The 24,391-nt window shown below is 58.3% G+C and carries 25 protein-coding genes and 1 riboswitch; of the genes, 15 read left to right on the plus strand and 10 right to left on the minus strand.

Translation table 11 applies throughout. The annotated features are described in order from the left end of the window. Positions 1-40 precede the first annotated feature (40 nt). The 3 genes from B2344_RS13705 (at position 41) to B2344_RS13715 (ending at position 2,543) form a co-directional block, all read left to right on the plus strand. Positions 41-1,282: an NAD(P)/FAD-dependent oxidoreductase gene (locus tag B2344_RS13705; protein ID WP_290485406.1), complete on the plus strand. Its 1,242-nt coding sequence runs from the start codon at positions 41-43 to the stop codon at positions 1,280-1,282. Positions 1,283-1,299: 17 nt separating this feature from the next. Next, positions 1,300-1,620 (plus strand): 2Fe-2S iron-sulfur cluster-binding protein, encoded by a 321-nt coding sequence (locus B2344_RS13710; RefSeq protein ID WP_034813477.1) that lies wholly within the window; start codon positions 1,300-1,302, stop codon positions 1,618-1,620. A gap of 134 nt (positions 1,621-1,754) precedes the next feature. Further along, positions 1,755-2,543 (plus strand): thioesterase family protein, encoded by a 789-nt coding sequence (locus tag B2344_RS13715; protein WP_290485407.1) that lies wholly within the window; start codon positions 1,755-1,757, stop codon positions 2,541-2,543. Position 2,544: 1 nt separating this feature from the next. Here B2344_RS13715 and B2344_RS13720 read toward each other — a convergent pair whose 3' ends face one another. Beyond that, entirely contained in the window at positions 2,545-3,438 is an 894-nt protein-coding gene (locus tag B2344_RS13720) for a toll/interleukin-1 receptor domain-containing protein (RefSeq protein ID WP_206992970.1), read from the minus strand. A gap of 148 nt (positions 3,439-3,586) precedes the next feature. On the opposite strand from B2344_RS13720, the gene ychF reads away from it, so the two are divergent. Next, positions 3,587-4,684, plus strand: a complete 1,098-nt coding sequence (gene ychF, locus B2344_RS13725; protein ID WP_290479326.1) for a redox-regulated ATPase YchF — start codon at positions 3,587-3,589, stop codon at positions 4,682-4,684. 1 nt (position 4,685) lies between these two features. Here ychF and B2344_RS13730 read toward each other — a convergent pair whose 3' ends face one another. Then, positions 4,686-5,756, minus strand: a complete 1,071-nt coding sequence (locus tag B2344_RS13730) for an acyltransferase family protein (RefSeq protein ID WP_290483433.1) — start codon at positions 5,754-5,756, stop codon at positions 4,686-4,688. Positions 5,757-5,784: 28 nt separating this feature from the next. Then, entirely contained in the window at positions 5,785-6,870 is a 1,086-nt protein-coding gene (locus B2344_RS13735) for a hypothetical protein (RefSeq protein ID WP_290485408.1), read from the minus strand. Positions 6,871-7,206: 336 nt separating this feature from the next. On the opposite strand from B2344_RS13735, the gene cobT reads away from it, so the two are divergent. From cobT to cobD, 11 genes are all read left to right on the plus strand, one after another. Further along, positions 7,207-8,244 (plus strand): nicotinate-nucleotide--dimethylbenzimidazole phosphoribosyltransferase, encoded by a 1,038-nt coding sequence (gene cobT / locus B2344_RS13740; protein WP_290485409.1) that lies wholly within the window; start codon positions 7,207-7,209, stop codon positions 8,242-8,244. After that, complete coding sequence (cobS, locus tag B2344_RS13745; RefSeq protein ID WP_290480998.1) at positions 8,241-8,999, plus strand: adenosylcobinamide-GDP ribazoletransferase; 759 nt, start codon at positions 8,241-8,243, stop codon at positions 8,997-8,999. Before cobT ends, cobS begins: the two co-directional genes overlap by 4 nt. Beyond that, the gene (cobC, locus tag B2344_RS13750) at positions 8,990-9,526 is read left to right on the plus strand and encodes an alpha-ribazole phosphatase (protein ID WP_290483430.1); all 537 of its coding nucleotides are present in this window, start codon (positions 8,990-8,992) and stop codon (positions 9,524-9,526) included. The genes cobS and cobC overlap by 10 nt, the downstream gene beginning before the upstream one ends. After that, entirely contained in the window at positions 9,523-10,125 is a 603-nt protein-coding gene (cobO, locus tag B2344_RS13755; RefSeq protein WP_290485410.1) for a cob(I)yrinic acid a,c-diamide adenosyltransferase, read from the plus strand. Before cobC ends, cobO begins: the two co-directional genes overlap by 4 nt. 56 nt (positions 10,126-10,181) lie before the next feature. Beyond that, positions 10,182-10,370, plus strand: a riboswitch (cobalamin riboswitch). Positions 10,371-10,533: 163 nt separating this feature from the next. Next, positions 10,534-12,381, plus strand: a complete 1,848-nt coding sequence (locus B2344_RS13760) for a TonB-dependent receptor plug domain-containing protein (protein ID WP_290479320.1) — start codon at positions 10,534-10,536, stop codon at positions 12,379-12,381. A gap of 9 nt (positions 12,382-12,390) precedes the next feature. Continuing rightward, positions 12,391-13,218, plus strand: a complete 828-nt coding sequence (locus B2344_RS13765; RefSeq protein ID WP_290483428.1) for an ABC transporter substrate-binding protein — start codon at positions 12,391-12,393, stop codon at positions 13,216-13,218. Beyond that, positions 13,215-14,207 carry a FecCD family ABC transporter permease gene (locus B2344_RS13770; RefSeq protein WP_290479318.1) on the plus strand — a complete coding sequence of 331 codons (993 nt, stop codon included), beginning with the start codon at positions 13,215-13,217 and terminating at the stop codon, positions 14,205-14,207. Before B2344_RS13765 ends, B2344_RS13770 begins: the two co-directional genes overlap by 4 nt. Continuing rightward, complete coding sequence (locus B2344_RS13775; protein WP_290485411.1) at positions 14,200-14,961, plus strand: ABC transporter ATP-binding protein; 762 nt, start codon at positions 14,200-14,202, stop codon at positions 14,959-14,961. The genes B2344_RS13770 and B2344_RS13775 overlap by 8 nt, the downstream gene beginning before the upstream one ends. Then, positions 14,958-16,442: a cobyric acid synthase gene (locus B2344_RS13780; protein ID WP_290485412.1), complete on the plus strand. Its 1,485-nt coding sequence runs from the start codon at positions 14,958-14,960 to the stop codon at positions 16,440-16,442. Before B2344_RS13775 ends, B2344_RS13780 begins: the two co-directional genes overlap by 4 nt. Then, a complete protein-coding gene (cbiB, locus tag B2344_RS13785) occupies positions 16,442-17,392 on the plus strand; it encodes an adenosylcobinamide-phosphate synthase CbiB (protein ID WP_290485413.1) in 951 nt (316 codons plus the stop codon). The genes B2344_RS13780 and cbiB overlap by 1 nt, the downstream gene beginning before the upstream one ends. Then, positions 17,389-18,387: a threonine-phosphate decarboxylase CobD gene (gene cobD / locus B2344_RS13790; protein ID WP_290485414.1), complete on the plus strand. Its 999-nt coding sequence runs from the start codon at positions 17,389-17,391 to the stop codon at positions 18,385-18,387. Before cbiB ends, cobD begins: the two co-directional genes overlap by 4 nt. On the opposite strand, the gene cobU is transcribed toward cobD, so the two are convergent. The 7 genes from cobU to B2344_RS13825 form a co-directional block, all read right to left on the minus strand. After that, on the minus strand, positions 18,371-18,880 hold the full coding sequence (gene cobU / locus B2344_RS13795; protein WP_290485415.1) for a bifunctional adenosylcobinamide kinase/adenosylcobinamide-phosphate guanylyltransferase: 510 nt from the start codon (positions 18,878-18,880) through the stop codon (positions 18,371-18,373). The two genes, cobD and cobU, sit on opposite strands and share 17 nt — an antisense overlap. A gap of 76 nt (positions 18,881-18,956) precedes the next feature. After that, positions 18,957-19,109, minus strand: a complete 153-nt coding sequence (gene ccoS / locus B2344_RS13800) for a cbb3-type cytochrome oxidase assembly protein CcoS (RefSeq protein WP_084333195.1) — start codon at positions 19,107-19,109, stop codon at positions 18,957-18,959. Positions 19,110-19,115: 6 nt separating this feature from the next. Further along, a complete protein-coding gene (locus B2344_RS13805) occupies positions 19,116-21,359 on the minus strand; it encodes a heavy metal translocating P-type ATPase (RefSeq protein ID WP_290485416.1) in 2,244 nt (747 codons plus the stop codon). Then, a complete protein-coding gene (locus tag B2344_RS13810; protein WP_290483422.1) occupies positions 21,356-21,868 on the minus strand; it encodes a FixH family protein in 513 nt (170 codons plus the stop codon). Before B2344_RS13810 ends, B2344_RS13805 begins: the two co-directional genes overlap by 4 nt. Further along, positions 21,865-23,337, minus strand: a complete 1,473-nt coding sequence (gene ccoG, locus B2344_RS13815) for a cytochrome c oxidase accessory protein CcoG (RefSeq protein ID WP_290485417.1) — start codon at positions 23,335-23,337, stop codon at positions 21,865-21,867. The genes B2344_RS13810 and ccoG overlap by 4 nt, the downstream gene beginning before the upstream one ends. A gap of 8 nt (positions 23,338-23,345) precedes the next feature. Then, entirely contained in the window at positions 23,346-24,230 is an 885-nt protein-coding gene (ccoP, locus tag B2344_RS13820; protein ID WP_290485418.1) for a cytochrome-c oxidase, cbb3-type subunit III, read from the minus strand. Beyond that, a complete protein-coding gene (locus B2344_RS13825; RefSeq protein ID WP_206992951.1) occupies positions 24,223-24,384 on the minus strand; it encodes a cbb3-type cytochrome c oxidase subunit 3 in 162 nt (53 codons plus the stop codon). The genes ccoP and B2344_RS13825 overlap by 8 nt, the downstream gene beginning before the upstream one ends. Positions 24,385-24,391: the final 7 nt, after the last annotated feature.

Here is a 24,391-nt window from a genome sequence, read left to right on the forward strand (position 1 = left end):
ACGAATTGACCCTACGTAGACCGGGAATAGCACATTGGATTTGACAGACGCAAAACGCATTGTGGTGCTTGGGGCTGGGCAAGCTGCGGCGCAAGCAATTCAATCCCTGCGCATGGGTGGCTATACGGGCGAATTGACATTGGTCGGTGAAGAACCGGCACTGCCCTACCAGCGCCCACCATTGTCAAAAGCCTATATGAAGGGTGAGTTCGCCGAGGAGCGCCTCTACTTCAAACCAGCCGCCTGGTACGAAGACAACAATGTGGAATTGATCCTTTCGACACGTGCAACCAGCATCGACCGGGCGGAACGCAGAGTGGATCTCGAACATGGTGGCCACCTCGAATATGACGCGCTGATCATCGCGACGGGTTCGCGCCCTCGCGCCCTGCCGATCGACGGTGCAGAGCTTGAGCATGTCTACGCGCTGCGCGGTCTTGCCGATGTCGAGCGGATCCGGCCGCAAATGGTGGCCGGACGCTCCATGGTGATTATCGGAGCTGGTTATATCGGTCTTGAAGCAGCGGCCGTCGCCCAGCAAATGGGTCTGAAAACGACCGTTCTGGAAATGGCACCACGTGTTCTAGCCAGAGTTACAAGCCCGGTCATGAGCGAGTTCTATGAGGCTGAGCATCGCCGCCAGGGCGTTGAGATTCGCACAGAGACGAGCCTGTCGAAGCTTGAAGGGAATGATGGCGCGGTGACCGCTGCCGTGCTCACCGATGGGACCAAACTCGATGCGGACATTGTTCTGGTCGGCATCGGTATCCTGCCAAACGAAGCACTCGCCAAAGATTCCGGAATTGCCTGCAATAATGGCATTCTTGTTGATCGCGATGCGCGCACATCCGACCCACGAATCTTTGCCGCAGGCGATTGCGCCAGTCGGCCGCTGGTGCATTTTGGTCGCTCTGGTCGGCTTGAAAGCGTCCACAATGCCATCGAGCAGGGCAAGCTCGCTGCCGCCGCCATTCTTGGCAAACCGCGACCGAATGAAGATTGCCCTTGGTTCTGGTCAGACCAGTACGACCTCAAGCTCCAGATCGCCGGGCTCGGCGCCGGGTATGACGAGATCGTCGTGAGAGGTTCACCGGAGGATCGAAAGTTTGCGGCCTTCTACCTGAAGAACGGAACGCTCATCGCAGTGGATGCGATCAACAGTCCGCCCGAATTCCTCGCATCCAAGAAGCTCATCATGTCAGGCGCCAAGCTTTCGGCTGACATTCTTGCAGACACATCAATAACAATGAAAGAGATTGCCACTAACGCAGTGGCAGCTTGAAGGAGAGAAACCCGCACATGGCGAAAATTACCTATATCGACCACGACGGCACCGAGCGCGTTGTGGAGGCCCAGAACGGCGAGACCGTGATGGAAGCTGCTATCAAGAACTCCATTCCGGGCATTGATGCCGATTGCGGCGGCGCCTGCGCGTGTGCCACATGCCATGTATATGTCGACCAGGCCTTCATGGACAAAGTTGGAGAGCAGGAAGAAATGGAAAAATCCATGCTGGATTTCGCTGAAAATGTTCAGGAAAATTCCCGCCTGTCTTGCCAGATCACCGTTTCGGAAGATCTGGATGGCTTGAAAGTCACGACACCGGAGAGCCAGCACTAGGCTGCGCCCTATCGAAAACATTGAGCGTCCCGGTGATATGCCGGGGCGCTTTTTTGTTCGCATACCCCGGCGTCAAGAGTTGGTTCCTTTCCAGAACTGACTAAATTGGCGCTCTTGTAGTCAGGGAGAGACTGATGGATTTCACCACCCTCATGCGCAGCGGCAAACAGACCGGCGACCATGCCATGTCTTTTCATGTGCCGGAGACCTGGATGCAAGGCCGCACAACCTATGGGGGGCTGACTGCGGCGCTGTGCCTGCAAGCCGCGATGCCGACCTCTGGCGGGCGTCAGATCCGGTCTGCGCAAGTGGCATTTGTCGGGCCTGTGTCGGGTGACGTCGAATGCACCGCCACCCTGCTGCGCGAAGGCAAGAATACCGTCTTTACGAGCGTGCGCATGATGGGCGAAGCAGGCGTTGCTGCCGAGGCGATCTTTGCCTTTGGGGCACACCGTGAGTCATCCCTCAATTTTGCAAACCTTCCTGCGCCTGAAGTTACCTCCCCGGACGAGACCGCATCTTTCTTCGGAGAGTCGCCGAGGCGCCCTGCCTTCACCCGCAACTTCAACATGCGGCTGGCGAATGGAAGCCCCCCGATGTCGGGTGCGCCAGACGCAGACATGTCTCTCTGGATGCGGCACAAGGATGGCTCGGTTCCGCCGGACGCGGTTTCCGTCCTGGCACTCGCAGACGCACCACCGCCTGCGGCCATGTCGATGCTGACAGGACAGGCCCGTATCAGCTCCATGACATGGATGGCAGAATTCCTGACAGATGACATTCAGACGAACGAGGGGTGGTTCCTGGCCCGGCATGTCGCCGATACGTCAAAGGATGGCTATAACAGCCAAGCCATGACGTTGTGGAATACATCAGGCCAACCGATCATGATCGGCCGACAGACCATCGCCGTCTTCGCCTGAACTAGTTTTCAGGCTCCGGCTCTTCAGTATCATTCACGATCGGCCCCGGCTCGAGCACTTTCATGAGTGATGCTGGCACCTGGCCTGCTGGACAGGCTTCCTGAAGGACATAAGCATTTCCGACACCCGGTGCACCGGCATAGACCGGAGCGGTGATCGTCTGAGAGCGGAAAATCCAGCTCAGGAAAAACATTGCGAACACGGCTGCGCCAACTGCGGCAATCGTGCCCCATCCCATGCCCAATGGATCTGAAGTGGCAGGCGCCGCTGAGCTTGTTGGGCGTTGGCCTGGACCGGAACTTGCGACATGCGGTTTGACGGAAGCCTTTGCCAAGGCGGCTGCGCTGGCCGTCTCGGCCGCTGGCGCAGGCTTGATACCCATCGCCTTCTCACGCTTCTTCTTTGCATCAATAGCAAGCGGGTCGTCCGGATGAGCCGTGAGCCAGTCTTCCCGCGCTTCTTCATCCTTCGAGCCATACCCCATCCACTCTCGAAGGTCGGAGCGCCCATCGCGCTGGCCGAGCTCTTCGATCAGTTTGTAAAAGCCTTCAGGAGTCTTGCGCGACGTCATGCCCTCAATCGAGAAACGTTTGTCGCTTTTGAACGGCTCGTAAGGGATCGTCTTGTCGACGCTGACTTGGGCCAACATGCCAGGCCGCGAATGCCCGACAGAAGCCGCCGCACGCACCCAGTCGCTCTTCACTGCATGTTCGGACCACATGACAAGCATATGCTTGGAATTGCCCGCATTGCGTGCATCCTTGGCATCGAATGTATTGTCCACCTGCTTTTGATCGAACCAGACCTTGAACTTTAGCGAACGCAGCCGACGTGCGACCAACTTCGCCATGTCGCGATCTTCGATCGCCGATACCAGGAAAACATCGTACGCCATATGCGCGCTACCTCTTGAAGTAATGAGCCAAGCATACCCATAGACCCTTAATATTCCACCCAATTCCGCTATCAGGCGATATTTCCGTCTGTTTTTCGGCTGTGAATACGGCTATTTGCGCGGCGAACCAGTTACTCAGGAGACCGGTATGGGCTTCAAATGCGGCATCGTAGGCCTTCCCAATGTGGGCAAGTCCACACTCTTCAATGCGCTCACTCAGACGGCCACGGCGCAAGCGGCCAACTATCCATTCTGCACGATTGAGCCAAATGTTGGCGAAGTCGCCGTACCAGAGCCCAGGCTGGAGAAGCTCGCCGAAGTGGGTGGCTCGAAGGAGATCATCCCGGCGCGCATGAACTTCGTGGACATTGCGGGTCTCGTAGAGGGCGCCTCCCAAGGTGAAGGCCTTGGCAACAAATTCCTCGCCAATATCCGTGAGACAGACGCGATCATCTATGTCCTTCGCTGTTTCGAGAATGACGATATCACGCATGTCAGCGGGAAGGTCGACCCGATTGCCGACTTCGAAGTCGTCGAGACCGAACTCATGCTGGCTGACATGGAAAGCCTTGAAAAGCGCAAGGCCGGCGTCGTGAAAAAGGCCAATTCCGGTGACAAGGAAGCCAAGGCTCAGGTCGCTTTGATTGATCTCGCACTTGCCGAGCTGAACGAAGGTCGCCCGGCCCGACGCGCTGTTGTCTCGAAAGACGACACAAAAGCGTGGAACATGCTGCAGCTCTTGACCTCAAAACCGGTTCTGTTCGTCGCGAACGTTGATGAGGACAGTGCCGCAACAGGTAACGAATATTCCAGTCGTGTCGAGGCCCGCGCGACTGAAGAAGGCGCTGCGTGCGTTGTGATTTCAGCTCAAATTGAAGCCGAGCTCGCCCTGTTGGATGAGCCGGACCGCAGCGAATATCTTGAGACGCTCGGACTGGAAGAGCCGGGCCTGACCCGTCTGATCCATACCGGATACGACCTTCTCGACCTGCAGACCTATTTCACGGTCGGACCGAAGGAATCCCGCGCATGGACCATCCGGAAAGGTTGGAGTGCTCCCAAGGCTGCCGGGGTTATCCATGGTGACTTTGAGAAAGGCTTTATCCGCGCCGAAACCGTTGCCTACATGGACTATGTCGAGCATGGCGGCGAAGCAGGCGCGAAAGAAGCCGGCAAGATGCGGTCAGAAGGCAAGGATTACATAGTCCAGGATGGCGATGTGATGCTGTTTCGCTTCAACGTCTAGGCTATTTTGCCGACAACGCAGCGCGCCTTTTCCCGCGCTCGCTTCCAGACAAGCTGGCCCAATCCGGACGGACGTACAGGAAATTGAGCGGCGTGCCGCGAATGAGGGCGTGGAAGGCAAGCGGGAGCGCAACAGCGAATGTCAGGGTCAAGGCGGACGCCAGCCCCACATCGCCGAAGGGCGCTCCGATTGCAGGCAGCACCAGTCGCTCCATCGCAACGAGCGGAAACGCGTAGGTCAGGTAGATGACGATCGAGTGCCGACCGCAATATCTGAGAAAGTCTGCTGCGCGGAACCGGGTCAGCAGCGCTGACACGACGCAGACGGCAGTCGCGCCGGCGATGCCCAGAATGAAACTCGCAACCACTTCTTCATGCAAGGCGAGGCTGACTGCCCACCAATTCAGAATGCCCCAAGCCAGCAAACCAAGGGCTCCGATCCAAGGCGCTTTGGCCGCCCTTCCGGCAAATCGGAAGATTTGTGGTGCAAACGCGTACCCCATGAAGAAATAAACATACCGGTTTGCGAACCGGTCGATCACGCCCCATCCCGTATCAATCAGCACAAGTTGGTAGAGAGACTGGAGGATGAAGGCGCCTGCAAACACGATCCAGACCGGCACGTTTCGCAGCAAGCGCGTAACCACATAGAAGATCGCCAACATGTGCACGAACCAAAGCGAGTTCGAGGGTTCGACGAAGCTGTAGAACCATAGCTTCAGGACATAACCAGGATGGGACACCAACGCACCGAACTCCAGAACGGGAAGCTGGAGCGTGAGCCAGAGCACGTAGAAATATATGAAATGCACGACTTTCCGGTCGAGATAGTCGGCGAGCGGCGCATGAATCGACCGGCTCAGGAACAGACCCGCCACCAAAAAGAAGTCTGGAATTCGGAAGGGCCGTGCAAAATCGATGATGGGATGCATCCATCCTTGCTCATCGAACAGATATTCGACGCCATTTACCGCGTGCATCATTACCACCAGAATGATGCAGATGCCCTTCGCGTAATCTACCCAATCTACCCGTTGCGCAGGTGGTGCGGCGATAAGATGCGTCGAAAACATTCAATGCAACTCCAAGGGCGACATCGTTTCAGCGTCGGGATGCAGAAACCACCGACAAGGTGGGATGATCATTACAATAGGCTTTGATGCAAGCAGTGAACCAATCGAATGTCTGGTCCACGCGGGTGACTGCATCGCGTTGGCGCGACAAAACGCTGGCCTTGCCATGGGGCAACCAGAAATACGGATTGGCCTCCCATATGATGATGTGCCCCTCTGGACGGATGCTATAATCGACCGCGGCAAAGTCCAGCCCAAGCGCCCTGACCGCCTGAACGAGTTCCTGCGCCTCTTCCAAAGGCGCGGAGAAATATGCCTTGTCTGCAGCAATCAGGTCGGCTCGCAAACGCTCATGATAGCCAAAATATCTTGCCAGACGCCGCAGTCGGCTCGCCTCCCGCTGGAACAGACTGTTGGACAGGCCAACGATTCTCTCGGTCGAAAAGAACAGGTGAGATGCCAGAACACGGTCACCACACACGAACGCTCGGGCCTTGTGGTGATAGCGCGCAAAGAGATCGGAGCGGGGCCTGCCAACGTCACGGTATTCCTGACGGATGTCATACAGCTTCAGAACAACTGCTGGCAGTAACCCCTCGCTGTCGAGCGCCTTTGCGTCCTCAGCCTTGAACAGGGTCGCAACCTGTCTTTGTGCATGCTCCTGATCACTTCGGACGATACAGGGAAATCCGATTTGCTCGATCGCGCCCGCCATCTCCTCCAATGTCGATACCGACGCAGCGGCGGCGCATGGTACGCCTGCGTCAGCCCAGATATGCGCCTGCCTGGATTTGGTCGTGTTGCTGAGCGCGTCTGGATGGTTGAGGATACGAATCCCTCGATCAACCGCCTCTTCGGCAATGGCCACAGCATCAACATAACAGGCCGGGTACTTCTGCATCAGAGGATCGCCCAGCCAGAAGATGACCAGCCCCACACCCTCAAAGTTGGCGGACCCGGAGCCTGTGCGATGGATCCGGATATCCTTGAGCAAGGGATCAGACTTCGCTGCCAGCCGTTTCAGGAAAACATCGCCTGTCGGCACTTTGCGGCCGCGACCCGCGCCATGCGTAATGAAGAGAATCTTGCTGTTGCCGGAGGCGTACATACGCACCTTGGTCTCGAATCCTGACAGTCGCACAATCGCCGCGACACACAGACTCTACAACGCAAAAGGTATGCCAAGATAGAGAAACAAGCACAGGATGCATGCGCCAAGTGTGGCGAGACTGTGTGGCTCTTGGCGCCACCGAACCTTGCCCGCCGACTCAGTTGTGACGCCCGGATTTTCAGGCTGCGCAGGACATGCGGAAGCAGGTCGGAAAGCCGCGCGACTGGCGCCGAACCTCCTGGAAAAAACTGACATGAGAAATTTGCCGAGCCTGTACAATCGCCTCCGATGCTGCCTAGAACCCCGCCACACGATTTAAGTAAACGGGCATTCTTCATCATGCAGACACCTACAGATACGGATGCATCCCATTCTGAAGCGCAATTTGAAGCTCAAATTCGCGCAGCAATCGACGGCAAAACCAAACCACTTGGCGCACTGGGGGGGATCGAAACGCTTGCTGTTCAGATCGCGCAGATCCAGAAATCCCTGACGCCTCGCGCGGACACATGCAGGCTCACCATCTTTGCAGCTGACCATGGCATGGCAACAGCGGGTGTCTCGGCATTCCCGCAGGATGTGACCCGCCAGATGGTGCTCAACTTTCTTTCGGAGGGCGCAGCCGCCAATGTCTTCGCCCGTTCTGTTGGCGCGAGCGTCCGCGTGGTTGACGCTGGAGTAGCGGGACAGCTGATCGATCACCCAGGCCTGATCCCGCGTCGGATCGCAGCAGGCACGGCCAACGCCATTGAGCGGCCCGCGATGACACCCTCCGAACACGCTGCTGCGCTGTCTTCCGGGTCAGCGCTGGGTCATGAAGGCGACGAAGCGGTTGCGTGTTTGGGCGAGATGGGCATCGGCAACACATCTTCGGCCAGCCTCGTTGCGGCCAAAATACTCGGAGTGCCAGTTGCCGACCTGACTGGACGGGGCACAGGTCTCGACGATGATGGTCTTCGCCGCAAATGCGAACTGTTGGAAAAAGCTGCAAACCGGACGAACGATAAACTGGAAGCTGGTCTGGCGCTCCAGGAGTATGGCGGCTTCGAGATTGCCATGATGGCCGGCGCCATGATCGGAGCGGCAGCGAGCGGCAAGATTGTCATCGTGGACGGCTTCATTGCGACAGTCGCCGCATTGGCCGCTGAAGCGATTTCACCCGATTGCCGGAAGAACATGATCTTTGCGCACCAATCCGCAGAGGCCGGACATGGGCGTGTACTGGCCGCGCTAAAGGCCAAGCCATTACTGCATCTGGGCATGCGCCTGGGCGAGGGTACGGGCGCATTGCTCGCCTTTCCGCTTGTGAAGGCAGCCGCAGCGATGCTGCGTGAGATGGCGAGCTTCGAGAGCGCCGGAGTGAGTGGCCCGGCATGAATGGCGAACTCGCCAAACTCGTACTCGCTGTGCAATTTCTGACTCGGCTACCGCTCAGAACAGACAAGATGTTCACACCGGAGCGCATGGCGCAAGCGCCGAGATATTTCCCCCTGGTCGGCATACTTGTGGGACTCGTGAGTGCGGGCGTCTTCTGGATCGCCGCCCTGGTCCTGCCGGACTTCATGGCGGCGTTGCTGGCGGTCAGCGCAGGCCTGCTGCTGACAGGTGCGTTCCATGAGGATGGCTTGGCCGACACGTTTGACGGCATTGGCGGCGGACATACACCTGTTCGTGCATTGGAAATCATGAAGGATAGTCGGCTCGGCACATATGGGGCCGCCGCGCTGTTCCTGGCGCTCGCAATCAAGGTGGGTGCGCTGTCGGCGATACCGCCAATCTGGGTCTGCGCTGCCCTGCCCGTTGCGCATTGCGTCTCTCGGTTCTCAGCTGTGTGTGTGATCGCGACCAACCGGTATGTGCGGGAGGAAGGTACGGGAAAGCCTGTGGCAACGGGTATATCTGCGTCCAGCTTGATAATTGCCGGTTTCACAGCGTTGGGTGCTGTTGCAGTCGGTGCTGTCCTGTTTCCTTTCGTCTCACTTTTGTCCGGTATTGTTTCATTGTGTTTCGCGCATGTTCTAATGCGCCTGTTCTTTGAGCCCAAACTGGGGGGCTATACGGGCGACACGCTCGGCGCGGTACAGCAAGCAAGCGAGATCGGATTCTATCTGGGGCTCCTCGCATGGCTCTGACCCTCCTTCGGCATACAACGCCTGATGTCGCACCCGGCACCTGTTATGGTCGAACTGACCTGGCGCTCGCGACCTCTTTTGCGGACGAGGCCAGCATCGTTGTGGCCGGACTGCCACGGATAGACCGCATCGTATCGAGCCCGCTGACCCGGTGCGCTGAGCTTGCCGAATTCATCGGAGAACGGAGTGGGCTGAACATCATCCGGGATGAACGACTGGTCGAGATGGATTTCGGAACCTGGGAGATGAAGCCCTGGAACGAATTGCCGAGACATGAACTCGATGCCTGGGCATCGGACTTCCTCCATGCGAGGCCTCATGAGGGGGAAAGCGTCGCCATGCTGACCGCCCGCACTCAGAACGCCATAGCCGAACTCAACCACCCCGACAGCCACACTCTTGTCGTGACCCATGCCGGCGTGATCAAGGCAGCCTTTGCCGCGCTCGGCGGCCACCATCACTATCAGAGCTCGGTCGCCTATGGCGGCCTCATCACGCTGCTGGAACACTCAGGAAGCGCGACATGACCGACGACACTTCCCATACTGAAAAGATGAAGGCGCTGCAGGCAGAGCAACGCAAGAAGACCGACGCGGCCGCCGTGCCGGATCGCGGGCTGGTGCTGGTTCACACGGGAAATGGCAAGGGCAAGTCAAGCTCGGCCTTCGGCGTCATTGCCCGTGCCCTTGGCTGGGGCCACCGCGTGGGGGTCGTCCAGTTCATCAAGGGCAAATGGATTACCGGTGAACGACAATTCTTCGACAAGTTCCCCGATCAACTCGAATGGCACACAATGGGTGAAGGCTTCACTTGGGACACACAGGACAAGGCTCGCGACATCGTCGCCGCCGAGGCAGCGTTCGACCGTGCGAAAGCCATGATGGCAAATGGCTCCTACAATCTTGTTGTGCTGGATGAGATCAACATCGCCATGCGCTATGACTATCTCTCGACCGACGCTGTTCTCGAGGGACTGAAAGCGCGTGACAGCCAGACCAGCGTCATCCTGACGGGGCGCGATGCCAAACCGGAACTTTGCGACTATGCCGATCTTGTCAGCGAGATGGTCGAGGTGAAGCACCCCTTCAAAGCGGGGCTCAAAGCCAAGCGTGGCGTCGACTTCTGACCATTTTGCCGCGCGTCCTGTAATAGCGGCAGTATTGACAGGTCGCGAGGCTTGCAACATTACCACGTTCAGATGGTGCTTTCTGCAAGGAAAGCTAAGAGGGAAGCCGATGTGAATTCGGCGCTGTACCCGCAACTGTGAGCCGGGAGTTGAAGGCCATACAGCCACTGGAGCAATCGCTCTGGGAAGGCGGCCTGAGATGACGATCGGTGAGCCAGGAGACCTGCCATCGCGTCGTTCGTCCGGAGGCCGGGAATAGTTCTCAGCGGGCGGGAAGGCTTCAAGCCTATCCTTTGTAACGACATCCGAACCCCTGGGCCTGGCCGTCCGCACCAATCACAAGGTGAGGCCAGATTGTCGTTATGAACTGCATCCACCATTCGGGCGGCTGGGATGCGAGGAAAAGATATGTTCTACAAAACCGCCCTGCTGGGGGCTGTTGCGTTCGGCTTTACCGTCTCGGCGACCGCCCAGACTGCAAGCATCGAAGAAACCAAACTCGATACGATCATCGTCAATGGATCACGCCTTGACCAGACGATGACCGAAATTGGCTCAAGTGTCTCCGTCATCACGCGGGACGACCTGGAAGAGTTGGGCGTCGACTTTGCCCTGGACGCTATTGCAACCGCGCCCGGTGTCACGGTCAACCAGAACGGCGCCTTTGGCGGCAACGCCAGCGTGCGTATACGCGGTGCTTCCAATGACCAGACATTGGTGCTGATCGACGGCGTACCCGTAAACGATCCGACCGGCACCGGTGGCGGCTACAACTTCGCTTATCTGGACACAGACACCATTGAGCGTATCGAAGTGCTGAAAGGCCCGCAATCGACGCTCTGGGGGAGTGATGCCATTGGCGGCGTCGTGTCCATCACGACCAAGCGCCCCACAGAAGGCTTGTCAGGCACGGTGTTCGGCGAATACGGCTCCTTCAATACATTGCGCGGCGGCGCGTCGATCAGCAATGCGAATGAAATCGGTGATTTCCGGCTCGCGGCTACCGGACTGACCACAGATGGTATTTCCAAAGCGGATGAGGCGAATGGTAACTCCGAAGACGACGGCTACGACTCACAGACGGTCTCGGCCAAAGGCGGTTTGAACCTGCCGGCCAGTGTTCGTCTCGAAACCAGCCTGATGTGGAGCGACGCAGAGTCTGAATATGACAGCTATGCGTTCGGTGCGCAGGGCAGCGTGGCGGATGGTGATGAGGTCACGAATTCGGAGACGCTGTCTGGAAACATCACCCTGAAAGCGCCACTGTTCGATGGCCGACTCGAGAACCTTGTTCAGATTGGCTATGCCGATATTGAACGCGAAAATACGTCAAACGGTGTCCAGAGTTATTTCACTGAAGGTGACCGCGTGCTGTTTCGCTATCAGGGCACATTCGCCATCAACGACACAAATACATTGGCCTTTGGAACGGAGCGCGAAGAGACAAGTGCCAATGAGCAAGAGTCCTCGATTGACAGTTTGTTTGCGCTCTACGAATTCAAACCCGTGGACAGTTTGACACTGACAGGCGGAATTCGGGTCGACGATCACGAGACTTTCGGCTCTGAAACAACGGGTCGCGTGGCAGCAGCCTGGACCGCAACAGATCAGCTCACCTTCAAGGCAAGCTGGGGTCAAGGCTTCAAGGCACCCAGCATCTTTCAGTCGACCTATATCTGCACCTTCTGTGGACTGACCGCCCCCAATACCAACCTCAAGGCTGAAACCTCCGAGGCTTATGACATTGGTGTGCAATGGCAGTCTGCTGACGAGCGCATCGTCCTTGGTGCAACCCTGTTCGATCAGGAAACCGAAAACATGATCGATTTCTCTTACACGGCTGGCTACGACAATATCGCCCTTGTGGACTCGCAGGGGGGCGAGTTGACTGGCGCTTACGCGATCAACAACTGGCTGGGTATCGCGGCGAGTTATACGTTCATTGACTCAGATGATGGCAACGGAAACGCATTGGCCCGCCTCCCGGAAAGCACCGGGAACATCTCAGCTTCTTTTGATCCGGACGGCCCCTTCTCTGGCGCAGTGCTCGTTCGCTACAATGGCGAAGAAACTAATACAGACGGATCCGAACTCGACAGCTGGACACGCGTCGACCTGACCGGCAGCTATGATCTCAATGATACAGTCGAAATCTATGGCCGGATCGAGAACCTGCTCGATGAGGAGTACCAGCAGATCCTGGGATATGGCACACCCGGACTGTCCGGATCTGTCGGCGTGCGGCTCCGCTACTAGGACATCTCCATGTCGAGGCTGATAATCCCAATTCTTGCGCTTCTTCTGTCTGCTTGCGGACAGGCCGGCAAGAATGTGCTCACAAAGCCTGAGCGCCCTGCCCGGATTGTCAGCCTCGACTATTGCGCCGACCAGTATGTTTTGAAGCTTGTCGACCGGGAACGCGTCCTGGCCTTGTCGCCGGATGCGGGTCGGGAATTTTCCTATATGCGGGACACCGCCAGCGGCATCGCGACCGTCAGGCCAAACGCCGAGAATGTACTGATCCTCAAGCCCGACCTTGTTGTGCGGTCCTATGGTGGCGGACCGAATGCCGCCGCGTTCTTCGAGAAGGCAGGCGTGCCTGTGGTGGAAGTTGGTTGGACGCCTGACATACCTTCCGTGATGAAAAACACGCAACGCATCGCCAACGAGTTGGGAGAGCCTGAACGGGGTGCGCTCGTGAACACTGAGATGCAACACCGCCTTGCGCGGTTGAGAAAGCGCGAGACTGGCCAGACCGCATTGTACATGACGCCCGCAGGTGTAACGACCGGCCCGGGCTCGCTGATTCATGAAATGATCGTGGCGGCGGGCCTGACCAATATGGAAACAGAACATGGCTGGCGATCCATCCCGTTGGAAACGCTTGCCTATGAGAAACCTGATGTCGTAGCGGCTGCCTTCTTCGGATCGCGCACCAATCATCCGGACGCGTGGAGTCCGATGAAGCACCCTGTCGCAAAGGCGCAGCTTACCCAGAGCGAAGTCGTATCGCTTGAAGGCGCGTGGACCTCGTGCAGCGGCTGGTTCTTGATGGATGCCGTCGAGGCGTTGGCCGGAAAGGACGGACAATGACGCGTGAAACCCTGCTCATGCCGACATTGATCGCCGCAAGTGTGTTGGCAATTCTCTCGGCATGCCTCCTCGGATCAACCGCCCTGCCCGCCGACCGGTTGCTGGCAGCCCTCTTCGGGGGAGCGGAAGCAGGCGACCGCCTGGTCGTTTGGCAGATACGGCTGCCGCGGGCGATCGCGGCTTATATCGTCGGGGCCGCGCTGGGCATCAGCGGCGCTGCCTTGCAGGGCTTGCTGAGGAACCCTCTGGCAGAACCGGGGGTTCTGGGAGTCTCGGCGTCTGCGTCGCTTATGGCTACGTTCGCACTCTATTACGGGATCGCCTCGATCACGCCCTGGGCCGTACCGATTGCCGCGATCATTGGTGCACTGACGGCAACAGCTCTCATTACCATCGCCGCATTGCGCACCCAGTCTGTTGTCACGCTCATCCTGATCGGTGTTGGCCTGTCGAGCTTTGCTGGCGCGGCCATGAGCCTGTTGATGAACCTGGCACCGAACCCGTTTTCACTATCTGACATGATCAACTGGATGCTGGGATCAGTTGCCAATCGCAGCTTTGACGAAATTACGCTGGCGGCGCCCTTCATCCTTGCGGGCGGCGCAACTCTGTTTGCTACGCGGCGCGGCCTGTCGGCGCTGACTCTCGGCGAAGAGGCAGCAGCAGGGATTGGCCTCAATCTGCGGCGCCAGCAGATATTCACCGTGGTTGGCGCGGGTCTGGCAACCGGTGGCGCGGTGGCGCTGGCTGGAGCAATTGGCTTTGTCGGCATTGTTGCGCCTCATATCATTCGTCCCTTCGTCGGGCATGACCCAGCGCGCTCGCTTGTGCCGTCTGCGCTGTTCTCCGGATTGATCCTGGTCGTCGCTGACATTTTCGTTCGCCTGATGCCGACGTCAGCGGAGCTTAAACTCGGCGTTGTCGCGGCGCTCATCGGTGCACCCGCTTTTGTCTGGATCGCGATGCAAAGGCGGACCGGAAATGACTGATCTCGTCGTCGAAAACATCTCCGTTCTCGCAAGGGAGAGCGTGCTGGTAGACGATGCCAGCTTCCGCCTCGGCTGTGGCGAGTTCGTCGCGCTGCTTGGTCCGAATGGTGCGGGCAAGACGAGCTTGATCCGCGCCGGTCTGGGCCTGCAATCGGCGAGTGCGGGGCTCAGCTTGCTTGGCGGTAAACCGGTTGATGCTCTCTCACCGACGCAGCGCGCCCGGCAAATAGCCTACCTTCCCCAGACCCGGCCGCTTGCCTGGCCGAATAGTGTCCGTGACGTCGTATCCCTTGGGCGGTTCAGCCACGGAGCGCCGTTGGGCCGCTTGAAAGGATTAGACGCCGAAGCCGTTGACCGCGCGCTTCAGGCCTGCGGACTTCTGGAACTGGCGGGGCGCCGAACGGATACGCTTTCAGGCGGGGAGCTGGCCCGCGTCCATTGTGCGCGCGCGTTTGCCGCCGAAGCGCCTTTGCTCATCGCGGATGAGCCCATAGCTGCGCTGGACCCCCGTCAGCAATTTCGGATTCTCGACCTGATCCGCACCTATGTGGACCAAGGTGGCGGCGCACTGGTCGTGCTCCATGATATTCAGCTCGCCGCGCGCTACGCCTCTCGCATGATCTGGATGAAGGATGGGCGTATTGAAGCGGATGGCCCTCCGTCCGAAACACTGACAGCCGAGCGAATGAGAGACATTTATGGCGTTGCGGCACGGGTCGAGGGGTTGAACATTCATATTGACGGTACCGCATGACCGCCCGCGCACTGATGTTGCAAGGCACTGGCTCGGATGTCGGCAAGTCTGTCCTGACGGCGGCCCTTTGCCGGATCGCGCGGCGCCGAGGCCTGAGTGTTGCCCCCTTCAAACCTCAAAACATGTCCAACAATGCCGCCGCCTGTCCAACGGGGGGTGAAATTGGCCGCGCTCAGGCGCTGCAGGCGCGTGCGGCAGGCCTGGATCCCCATGTTGACATGAATCCGGTGCTGCTGAAGCCCCAGACAGACCGCACCGCGCAGCTCGTCGTACATGGCAAGGCTACTCATGCCATGGAAGCCGCAGACTATATGGCCAATCGCGACCAGTTGATGGGCGCAGTCATGGAGAGCTTTGGCCGACTTACCAATGCGTACGACCTGGTCATTGTCGAGGGCGCCGGCAGCCCGGCGGAAATAAATCTGCGCGACCGGGACATAGCAAATATGGGGTTTGCCCGACGCGCGGGCGTTCCCGTTTGTCTGGTTGGCGACATCGAAAAAGGTGGTGTCATTGCCAGCCTTGTTGGAACACGGAATGTAATTGAGAAGAAAGACAGTGCGATGATCCGCGCCTTTCTGGTGAACAAGTTCAGGGGCGATTTGAAGCTGTTTGATGAAGGCGTGACGGAAATCGAAACCCGCGCCAAGTGGCCGTGCCTCGGCGTGATACCCTGGTTGCCCGCCGCTTCGAAACTGCCTGCCGAAGACGCGCTCGTCCTGGACACGCCGCTCACACCCTCTGGAAAGGCTTTGAAAATCGCGGCACCCATACTGTCGCGGATTGCAAATTTCGACGATGCCGACCCCCTCAAGCTTGAGGAGAACGTCAAATTCAGTTGGATTCCTCCGGGCCAGACCATTCCGCGCAACACGGATGTTGTTATCCTGTTTGGCACGAAATCAACACTCGGTGATCTCGCTTTCCTGCGCGCACAGGGTTGGGACCACGACATCATCGCGCACGCACGTGCGGGAGGCCGGGTGCTCGGTATTTGTGGAGGATACCAGATGCTTGGCAATCGGGTCTCTGACCCTTTCGGCGTCGATGGTGACCCGGGCGAGGCAGCCGGCCTTGGATTGCTCGATGTCGATACGATCATGACCCGGCACAAGGAAGTGAAACCTGTTAGCAGAGCCGTGACGGCCCTGGGACCGACTACATCCGGTTATGTCATTCATGCTGGTCGCACGTCAGGCCCTGATGCGAACCGGCCATTCATAAATTTTGGTGCGGAGCAGGATGGCGCGCGCAGCGCAAATGGCCGGATCGAAGGAACATATCTGCACGGAGCATTCGCAGGCAATGAGTTTCGCCGTGCGTGGCTGGAACAGGCCGGACATTTTGGCGGGGGAAATCTCGACTATGATACTGCAGTGGACACCGCTCTGGACGAATTGGCCGATGGCGTCGAGGAAGCCGTGGATGTTGATGCGCTGCTGAAGCTTGCGGAGGAGCCTGGTTGGCGCCGGAAAACTTGATGGGGTTCGCGCCGTTGATACTGTGCGCTTGGGGGTTGGAGGTTACAATTGGCTGGCCTCAACAACTGTTTCGCCGAATTGGTCACCCCGTGACATGGCTGGGCGGGGTAATCGGCACCGCGGACCAGATGCTCAACCGCCCGGATTGGTCGCACGGGGTTCGTTACCTGATGGGCGGATTTGCAAGTGCGGTTCTCGTATTGAGTGTCGCCACTCTGGCGCACGCCATTTCGAGCCTGTTGCCTCCATCGCTTGTCGGAACTGTTCTTGAAGCAGCCATCGCCTCAAGCCTCATCGCGTCCCGTAGCCTTCATTCGCACGTGGCTGACGTGGCGAAACCGCTAACGACCGGAGATATCAGTGGAGCACGCCAGGCGGTTTCATTGATCGTAGGCCGGGACCCTGCGCAACTGGAGGAAGATGGCATCGCGCGCGCAGCGCTGGAAAGCCTGGCCGAAAACATGTCTGACGGCGTGATTGCTCCGGTATTCTGGGGGCTTGTATTCGGATTGCCGGGAATTGCTGCGTACAAAGCCATCAACACGCTCGATTCGATGATCGGGCATCGCAGTAACCGGCACTATGCGTTCGGTGGTTTTGCCGCAAGACTGGATGACGCGGCAAACTTCCTTCCGGCGCGCCTGACGGGCTTGCTCCTCGCCCTCACCTCGCTGAAGGGACAAGCGTGGAGAGTGATGCTGAGAGACGCAAGACGACACCGTTCTCCCAATGCGGGATGGCCTGAAGCTGCAATGGCCGGCGCGCTTGGCATTCGGCTGTCGGGACCGCGCGCATATGAAGGACGCACCACCAGTCAGCCCTGGCTAAATGGTGGTGCGAGAGATCCGGCGCGGGGTGATGTGTTGAGGGGACTGGCGCTGTACCGCCGTTCATGCGCGGTGGCATTCGCATTGGTGGCATTGGTCGTTTTCGGAGCGTACATGTTATGAGGCACGATCTCGTTCACGGTGGCTCCCTCGACAAGATGCGCGCCGCATTTCCAAATGCGTCAGGGCCATGGATAGATCTATCGACCGGAATTAATCCGTGGCCCTATCCCGTACCGGATGTTTCGCCAGATACGCTGAATGCCCTGCCGACCCGCGACGCATATCAACAATGCCGAGCCGCCATGGCATCGGTCATTGGCGCGCCCGCTGACACATTGGTGCTTGCGCCTGGAAGTGAATTGCTGATCCGGATGTTGCCGCAGATCATTTCTCCGAAACGTGTCGCGGTTCTGACCCCCACTTATGGGGATCATGCGCAAGTTTGGCGTACCGCAGGATGTGACGTCTTAGAGACCACTTCCCCCCTGTCTTTATCCAGTGACGTAGACGCCGTCGCCATCTGCAACCCAAACAATCCTGATGGGCGTCTCTTCCAGCCGGATGAACTGGAGGCAGCTCGTGCGAAGCTGGCAGAGCGGGGCGGATGGCTGATCGTGGACGAGGCGTATACTGACCTTGCACCAGAACTCAGCCTCGCCCGACATGCCGGGGCACCCGGCTTGATTGTGTTGCGGTCCTTTGGAAAATTCTACGGGCTCGCTGGCCTGCGCCTTGGCGCAATCATCGCTTCCGAAGATATACTGCGACCGATATCAAACCTTCTCGGTGTTTGGCCCGTATCCGGATTGGCGCTCGACATTGGCAAGCGCGCCTATCAAGACACTTCCTGGCAAGTCAGCACACGAGCGCGGCTTGACGATGCCCGAAGACGTCTGGACGAGATATTGGTGGGCACCGGAATCAAGGAGGTTCACGGAACCAATCTTTTTCGGTTTGTTGAGTGCGAAGATGCTCATCTGATCTGGAGACGACTCGCCGAGCGCGGCATTTACGTGCGTCGCTTTTCCTGGTCGAACCAGCATCTGCGTTTTGGCCTCATCGCGAACGAAGCTGCAGAGACGCGATTGCGGGAAGCGCTCAGCCTTTCAGTCTGAGCGGAAGGCCGGCAGCGACAAAATCTACCTGATCGCAAACAGCAGCAACATTCTGGTTCAGCCGCCCCTGTGCATCCCGAAAAGCCCGTCCCAAAGATGTCTCTGGCACCAACCCCAAGCCAATTTCATTAGAGACGAGTGCAATCTGCGCCTGTGACGACTGGAGCGCATTACAAAGCGCCATAGTTTCCTGCTCTATATCTCGATTGTGGTGGAATAGATTGGAGAGCCAGAGCGTCAGGCAATCTATGAGTACGGACTCACCCGGATTGATCTCCCCCTGAATCACGGACACCAGATCAAGCGGCGCTTCAATTGTTCGCCAGCCTTCACCGCGATCGGCCTGATGCCGTTTGATCCTGTCGGTCATTTCGGCATCGAGTGCCTCGGCGGTTGCCACGAACAGGCGGTGCGGCGAGGCGGCCTCTGTGAGAGCCTGCGCGCGGGCGCTTTTACCGGATCGTGCGCCCCCCAGAATGAGGAATTTCGTCATCGGCTCAATAAGCAGAATTGCATCGGCTTGGCCAAATTATTCGTCTCGGTTCATGTGCGCTCAGTCGGCGGCTGGATCAGGCGGGTGTATCGTCGTCGTTATCCAGAATGCGATAGGCAGGTCCCTGCATGTCGTCAAACTGACCCGAGCGGATCGACCATACAAACGCGCCCAACCCCAGCAGGCCAAGTGCCAGAGCAACTGGAATGAGATAGATGATGATGGTCATAGACCTTTAGTTCTCGATCTGCAGCCGTATTGCGTTAAGGGTTACAATAATTGAGGACAGCGACATGGCAATGGCGGCGATCAGAGGTGTTACGTGCCCGGTCACCGCAATCGGAACGGCGACAACATTGTAGGCAGCGGCCAGCGCGAAATTCTGCCGCATGACCGACCGTGTTTTTCTCGCTACGCGCAAAACGACCGGAATGGCTTCGAGCCCCCCACTATATACGGCGTCGCTCGCTGACTGGGTGATGTCGATAGCGGCTCCCGGTGCCAAAGATGCGTGGGCCAGGGACAAAGCGCCGGCATCGTTCAGCCCGTCCCCCACCATCAGGACGCGGCGGCCATCGGCGCGGAGACTCTCCAGACGGGCGACCTTTTCCTGCGGTGTGGCTTCTCCGGTCCAGTCGCTGATCCCGAGGGCCCCGGCCAGCGAGGCAACGGCGCTATTCTGGTCTCCCGACACTATCTCCAACTCGATGCCCTGGTCTCGAAGCGTCTCAAGCGCCTCAGCAGCACCCGGCTGTACATCATCAACGAAGCGAAATTGGACCGCTGGAGTGTCGCCCTGGTCTAGCCACAAGGATGGGCCGTGCAGAGCGCCTTGCGCCGCCGCACCTGTCCAGCCGGCCGAGCCCAGCCGCCAAACCTGACCATCCATTTCCGCCTCAAGACCGCGCCCGGCAATTTCATGTACACCTTCCAGCACAGTTCCCGGTCCCGCCATGGCCACGAGGGCGCGCGAAAGCGGATGATGGCTGACACGGGCCATGCTGGCGGCATCTGCAAGCATGGCTGCAGCCTCAGTCGACGCAAGTGGCACCGGGCAGCCATTCTGCTGAATGCCTTCTAGTTTCGGCGTACCGAGAGTAAGTGTCCCGGTCTTGTCAAAGACGATATGATCCACTTCGGCAAGACGCTCAAACGCATCCCCGGACCGTAGATAGACGCCCTTGCGAAACAGTCGCCCCGCCGCCACGACTTGAGCCACTGGCGCCGCGAGGGCGAGCGCACACGGGCAGGTAATGATGAGGGTCGCTACGGCGATCATCAGCGCCTCTGGTAGTGACGCGCCAAGCAGCAACCAACCGACACAGGCGAGCACCGCTGTCGTATGAACGAACGGCACGTAGATGGAAACGGCACGGTCGGCGATCCGGCGATAGGCAGACCGGCGCTGCTCACCAGCCTCCAGCATTTCGCCAATTTGTGACAGCAACGACTCTTCAGCGACCTTCAACGCCTCACCGCGAAGGGGTCCGGTCACGTTGATCGCGCCCGCATGAAGCGTCATTCCCGGAGAGAATGTACGGGGAAGAGATTCTCCCGTCACGAGGCTCTCATCGACATCGCTAATGCCTGTGAGAATACGCATATCCACCATTGCGCGCTCTCCTGGCGCGAGCAGGATGCGATCCCCTGCCGCAATGTCGCTGGCCGCAACAGAGACGGCGCTTCCATTGTCGTTCAGGCGGGTGACAGCACTTGTCTGCATTGCCGCCAGGGCATTCGCTGCCGCATGCGCCTGCCGACGGAGACGCGCATCCAGGAACCGTCCGATCAACAGGAAGAAGCACAACATCACGACGGCATCGAAATAGGCGTGTTCACCGCCGCGTATCGTTTCAAAAACGCTAACCCCAAACGCGAGGCTCAGCGCCAGTGAGATTGGGACATCCATGTTCGCATGCCCCTTGCTGAGCGCGGCCCATGCCGAGCGAAAGAAGTGGCGCCCGGAAAACAGGAGGACTGGAAGAGCAATTATTCCGGAGAGCGCATGCAGCGTTTTGCGTGTCGCCTCGCCCATCTCGCCATGTCCGGCCCAGACAGACACCGACAGCAACATGATGTTGGCGGCCGCAAAGCCTGCGATGCCCATCGAGATGAGGAGGGAGCGTTCTTCGCGCGCCTTGTCGGCTGCGCCGGTATCGGCTGCCTGCGCCGAAACACCATAACCGAGATCGGATATCGTCTGGGCAATCCGGTCAGCGGCAAGCGGGCCGGTCCACCGCACCCGCATCTGTCCGCTCGAAAGGTTCAACCGTGCCTGCGTCACACCCGGCAGGGCCGAGACGGATTTTTCAATCTTGCTGAGGCAGCCACCGCACTTCGCCCCCCGCACAAGGAGATCGATCGCGCGCTCGTCTCCGACAATCCGAACAAAGCCCGAATATCCCCTTTTGGTATCTCGTGTGGCTGCAGGTGCAAGACCAGAGGGGCATCCGGGCACGGAGGGAATCGCTTTCGTCACGGCAGAATCACGATCCGCTTGTTCGCACGGAACACCACCTCGTCTCCCTCAGCATCAAAGACCTGGAACTGAGCGTCCCATCTACCAGCCGGTAAATCGGCAACACTCGTGACATAGTCACCTGAACCATGAGACTCGAGCACTACGACCTCGTCGTGCGTCGTACTGCCGGGATGGCGCAACTCGACAGATACCAAACGCGTCGAGATGGGCTCGCCAGCGGAGTCAGCCAGATTGAACACAAGATTTTCGTCATACAGGCCAGCCGCAGCGCTCCATCCAAGCAGATCTTGCGAGGCCTTCGCTTCCAGCGTGCTGTTATAGTCCAAACCCTGCAGGTAGGACTTCTTCACATCCTCACCCGGAAAGCTGGTAATCGCATGATAGAGGAAAATACCGTTCACCGTGAACATGAGACCGAAGAAGCCCAGCATGATCCAAAACACATGCCATCCGGTCAATTTTCCACTCTTGGAACTCGGGTCAGCGCTCAGCGCATGGTCTGTCATTGTTCATCTCCTCTGAACGAAGATATGTTTACATCGGTCTCACCCGTGGCCGCGTCGCGCACCGTGAACGTCACTTGTCGGCGAGGAACGGTCGCATTTGCCACTACGAGGATGCGGTAGCGATCCACCCCAAATGCCTCCACAGGCAATTCGAGCGTGTCGCTGCCTTCATGCTCCATACCGATCACCTTGAACGCCCCCCCTTCCAATCCACTGACATCAAGCAGCATTGTACGGGGTTCACTTGCCTTGTTCACGAGCTTGAGTGTGTAACCATTCTGAATACGTCCGTCCGAAAGGGTGACAAAGGGGGGCGAGCGATCCTTGAGTATGTTTGCTTCAATGGTCGACTTGGTGGCAAGCCCCCACGCCATCAGACTCCCGATGGCAAGCATGACAACAGCATAGACGACAGTACGTGCTCGAATCAGTTTGTGCTTGGGCGGGATCAGCCCTTCATTTCGCGCAGCCACGGCAATCTGTGTATCATAGGCAATAAGACCCTTGGGCCGATCTACCTTCGCCATGATCTCGTCGCACGCATCGATGCATAGTGCGCAATGGATGCATTCGAGTTGCTCACCATCCCGGATATCGATGCCCATCGGACAAACCTGAACACATTGATTGCAATCAATGCAATCGCCACGGTCGTCCCAGCTCTCGGATTTACGCTTCGGACCTCGGGGTTCACCGCGGTCATAGCGATAGGTCACATTGAGGGCCTGCTCATCTGTCAAAGCGCCCTGAATGCGCGGCCAGGGGCACATATAAGTGCACACCTGTTCGCGCATCGTCCCTGCCAGGAAATAAGTTGTCAATGTGAGGATTCCGGCGAACCAATAGGCGGTCAGGGGCGCATCACCGGTAAACCAGCCAGCAGCGACAGTCGGTGCGTCATGCCAGTAGAGAATGAAAGCGCCACCGGTCCAGAATGCGATAACAAGCCAGACAGCATGTTTGCCCAGTTTTCTCGCGATCTTGTTTGCCGTCCAAGGTGCTTTGTCGAGACGCATGCGGGCCGCACGGTCACCCTCAAAGGCGCGCTCGACCCATATGTAGAGATCGGTCCAAACGGTTTGTGGGCATGTGTATCCGCACCAGACCCGACCAAGCAGGGAGGTCACAAGAAACAACAATAGGGAGGCGAGTATCAGCCCGCCAGCCATGTAGTGGATGTCCTGCGGCCAGAGTTCGATAAAGAAAAAGTAGAATTTTTCGCTGGAGAAGTCTGCCAACACAGCCTGATCTGGAATGCCTTCACCGCGATTCCATCTTACCCATGGCAAGCCATAGTAAACACCCAGAGTGACGGCCATCACAATCCATTTGATCGTCCGGAACTTGCCATGCGCGAGCTTGGGGTAGATCTGCTTGCGCTTGGCGTAGAGGTCTTCATGCCGCGGTGGCTCCGCGCCTGATTGGGCAGGGAGTTCCGAAGCGTGGTCGATCAAGGTTGTGCTGGCCATACTGGCTCCTACTCGCCGCCGCCGAGCGAATGTACGTAAACGGCAATCGCCTTGATAGTTGCGTCATCCAATCGGTCGTCCCAAGCTGGCATGTGGGAATTGCGGGCATTGTAGATAGTGGCTTCGATGTCCACTTCGCGGTCACCATACAGCCACTCTGCATCCGTCAAATTTGGTGCCCCTTGGGTGCGATCCCCGGTCCCGTCCGCCCCATGACAAGTAGCGCATTGCTGCTGAAAGATTGGTGCGGCCCGCAATACAGCTTCCGGATCATCACTGCGCCCTGACAGATCAAGAACGTACTGCGCAAGATCATCCACTTCGCTGCGCTTCAGCAGGCCATCTCGTCCAAACGCCGGCATCGCGGAAAAGCGGGTTCCATCATCGGTATCGTGACGGATACCGTGTCGGATCGTGTATTCGATACCGTCCAGGGAACCATCCCAAAGCCAAACGTCATCTGCCAGCGCCGGATACCCAATGGCGCCGCGCCCACCTGCCCCATGGCAAGTTGCGCAATTGTCGCCGAAGGCACTTTCACCCATGGCCAGCGCAAACTGCTGCAAGGTGCGGTCGGTTTCGATCTTTTCGAGCCCAGCATCCAAAAGGACGATGGATTGTGCGTCACGCGCCGTCTTGAGTTCGCTCACCGCCTTGGCGACTTCAACTCGATCTGAATGTCCGCGAAGACCTTTGGTGTTGGTACCGAGTCCCGGCAACGCAGGTATGGCCGGCATCAGGATCATGTAGACAATCGCCCAAGCAATTGACATGTACCAGACATACAACCACCAGCGCGGCAGCGGATTGTTCAGCTCCTTGATTCCGTCCCACGAGTGTCCGGTCGTCTCAACGCCGGAATGTTGGTCAATGTCCTTGGATTCATCAGTCATTTGACGGCCCCTTGTCTTCAAGCGGAGAATTGGCGGCGCGGTCGAAAGTTTCCTGGTTGCTGGGCCACAAGGCGTAGATCAATGCCCCGGCAAACATGAGGACGAAATAGACCAGGCCACCGGTCTGAGCGAAACTTGAGAGTGCTTCATACATGCGAGTT

It is taken from the genome of Hyphomonas sp. UBA3195, from assembly GCF_002366485.1.
Lineage (GTDB): Bacteria > Pseudomonadota > Alphaproteobacteria > Caulobacterales > Hyphomonadaceae > Hyphomonas.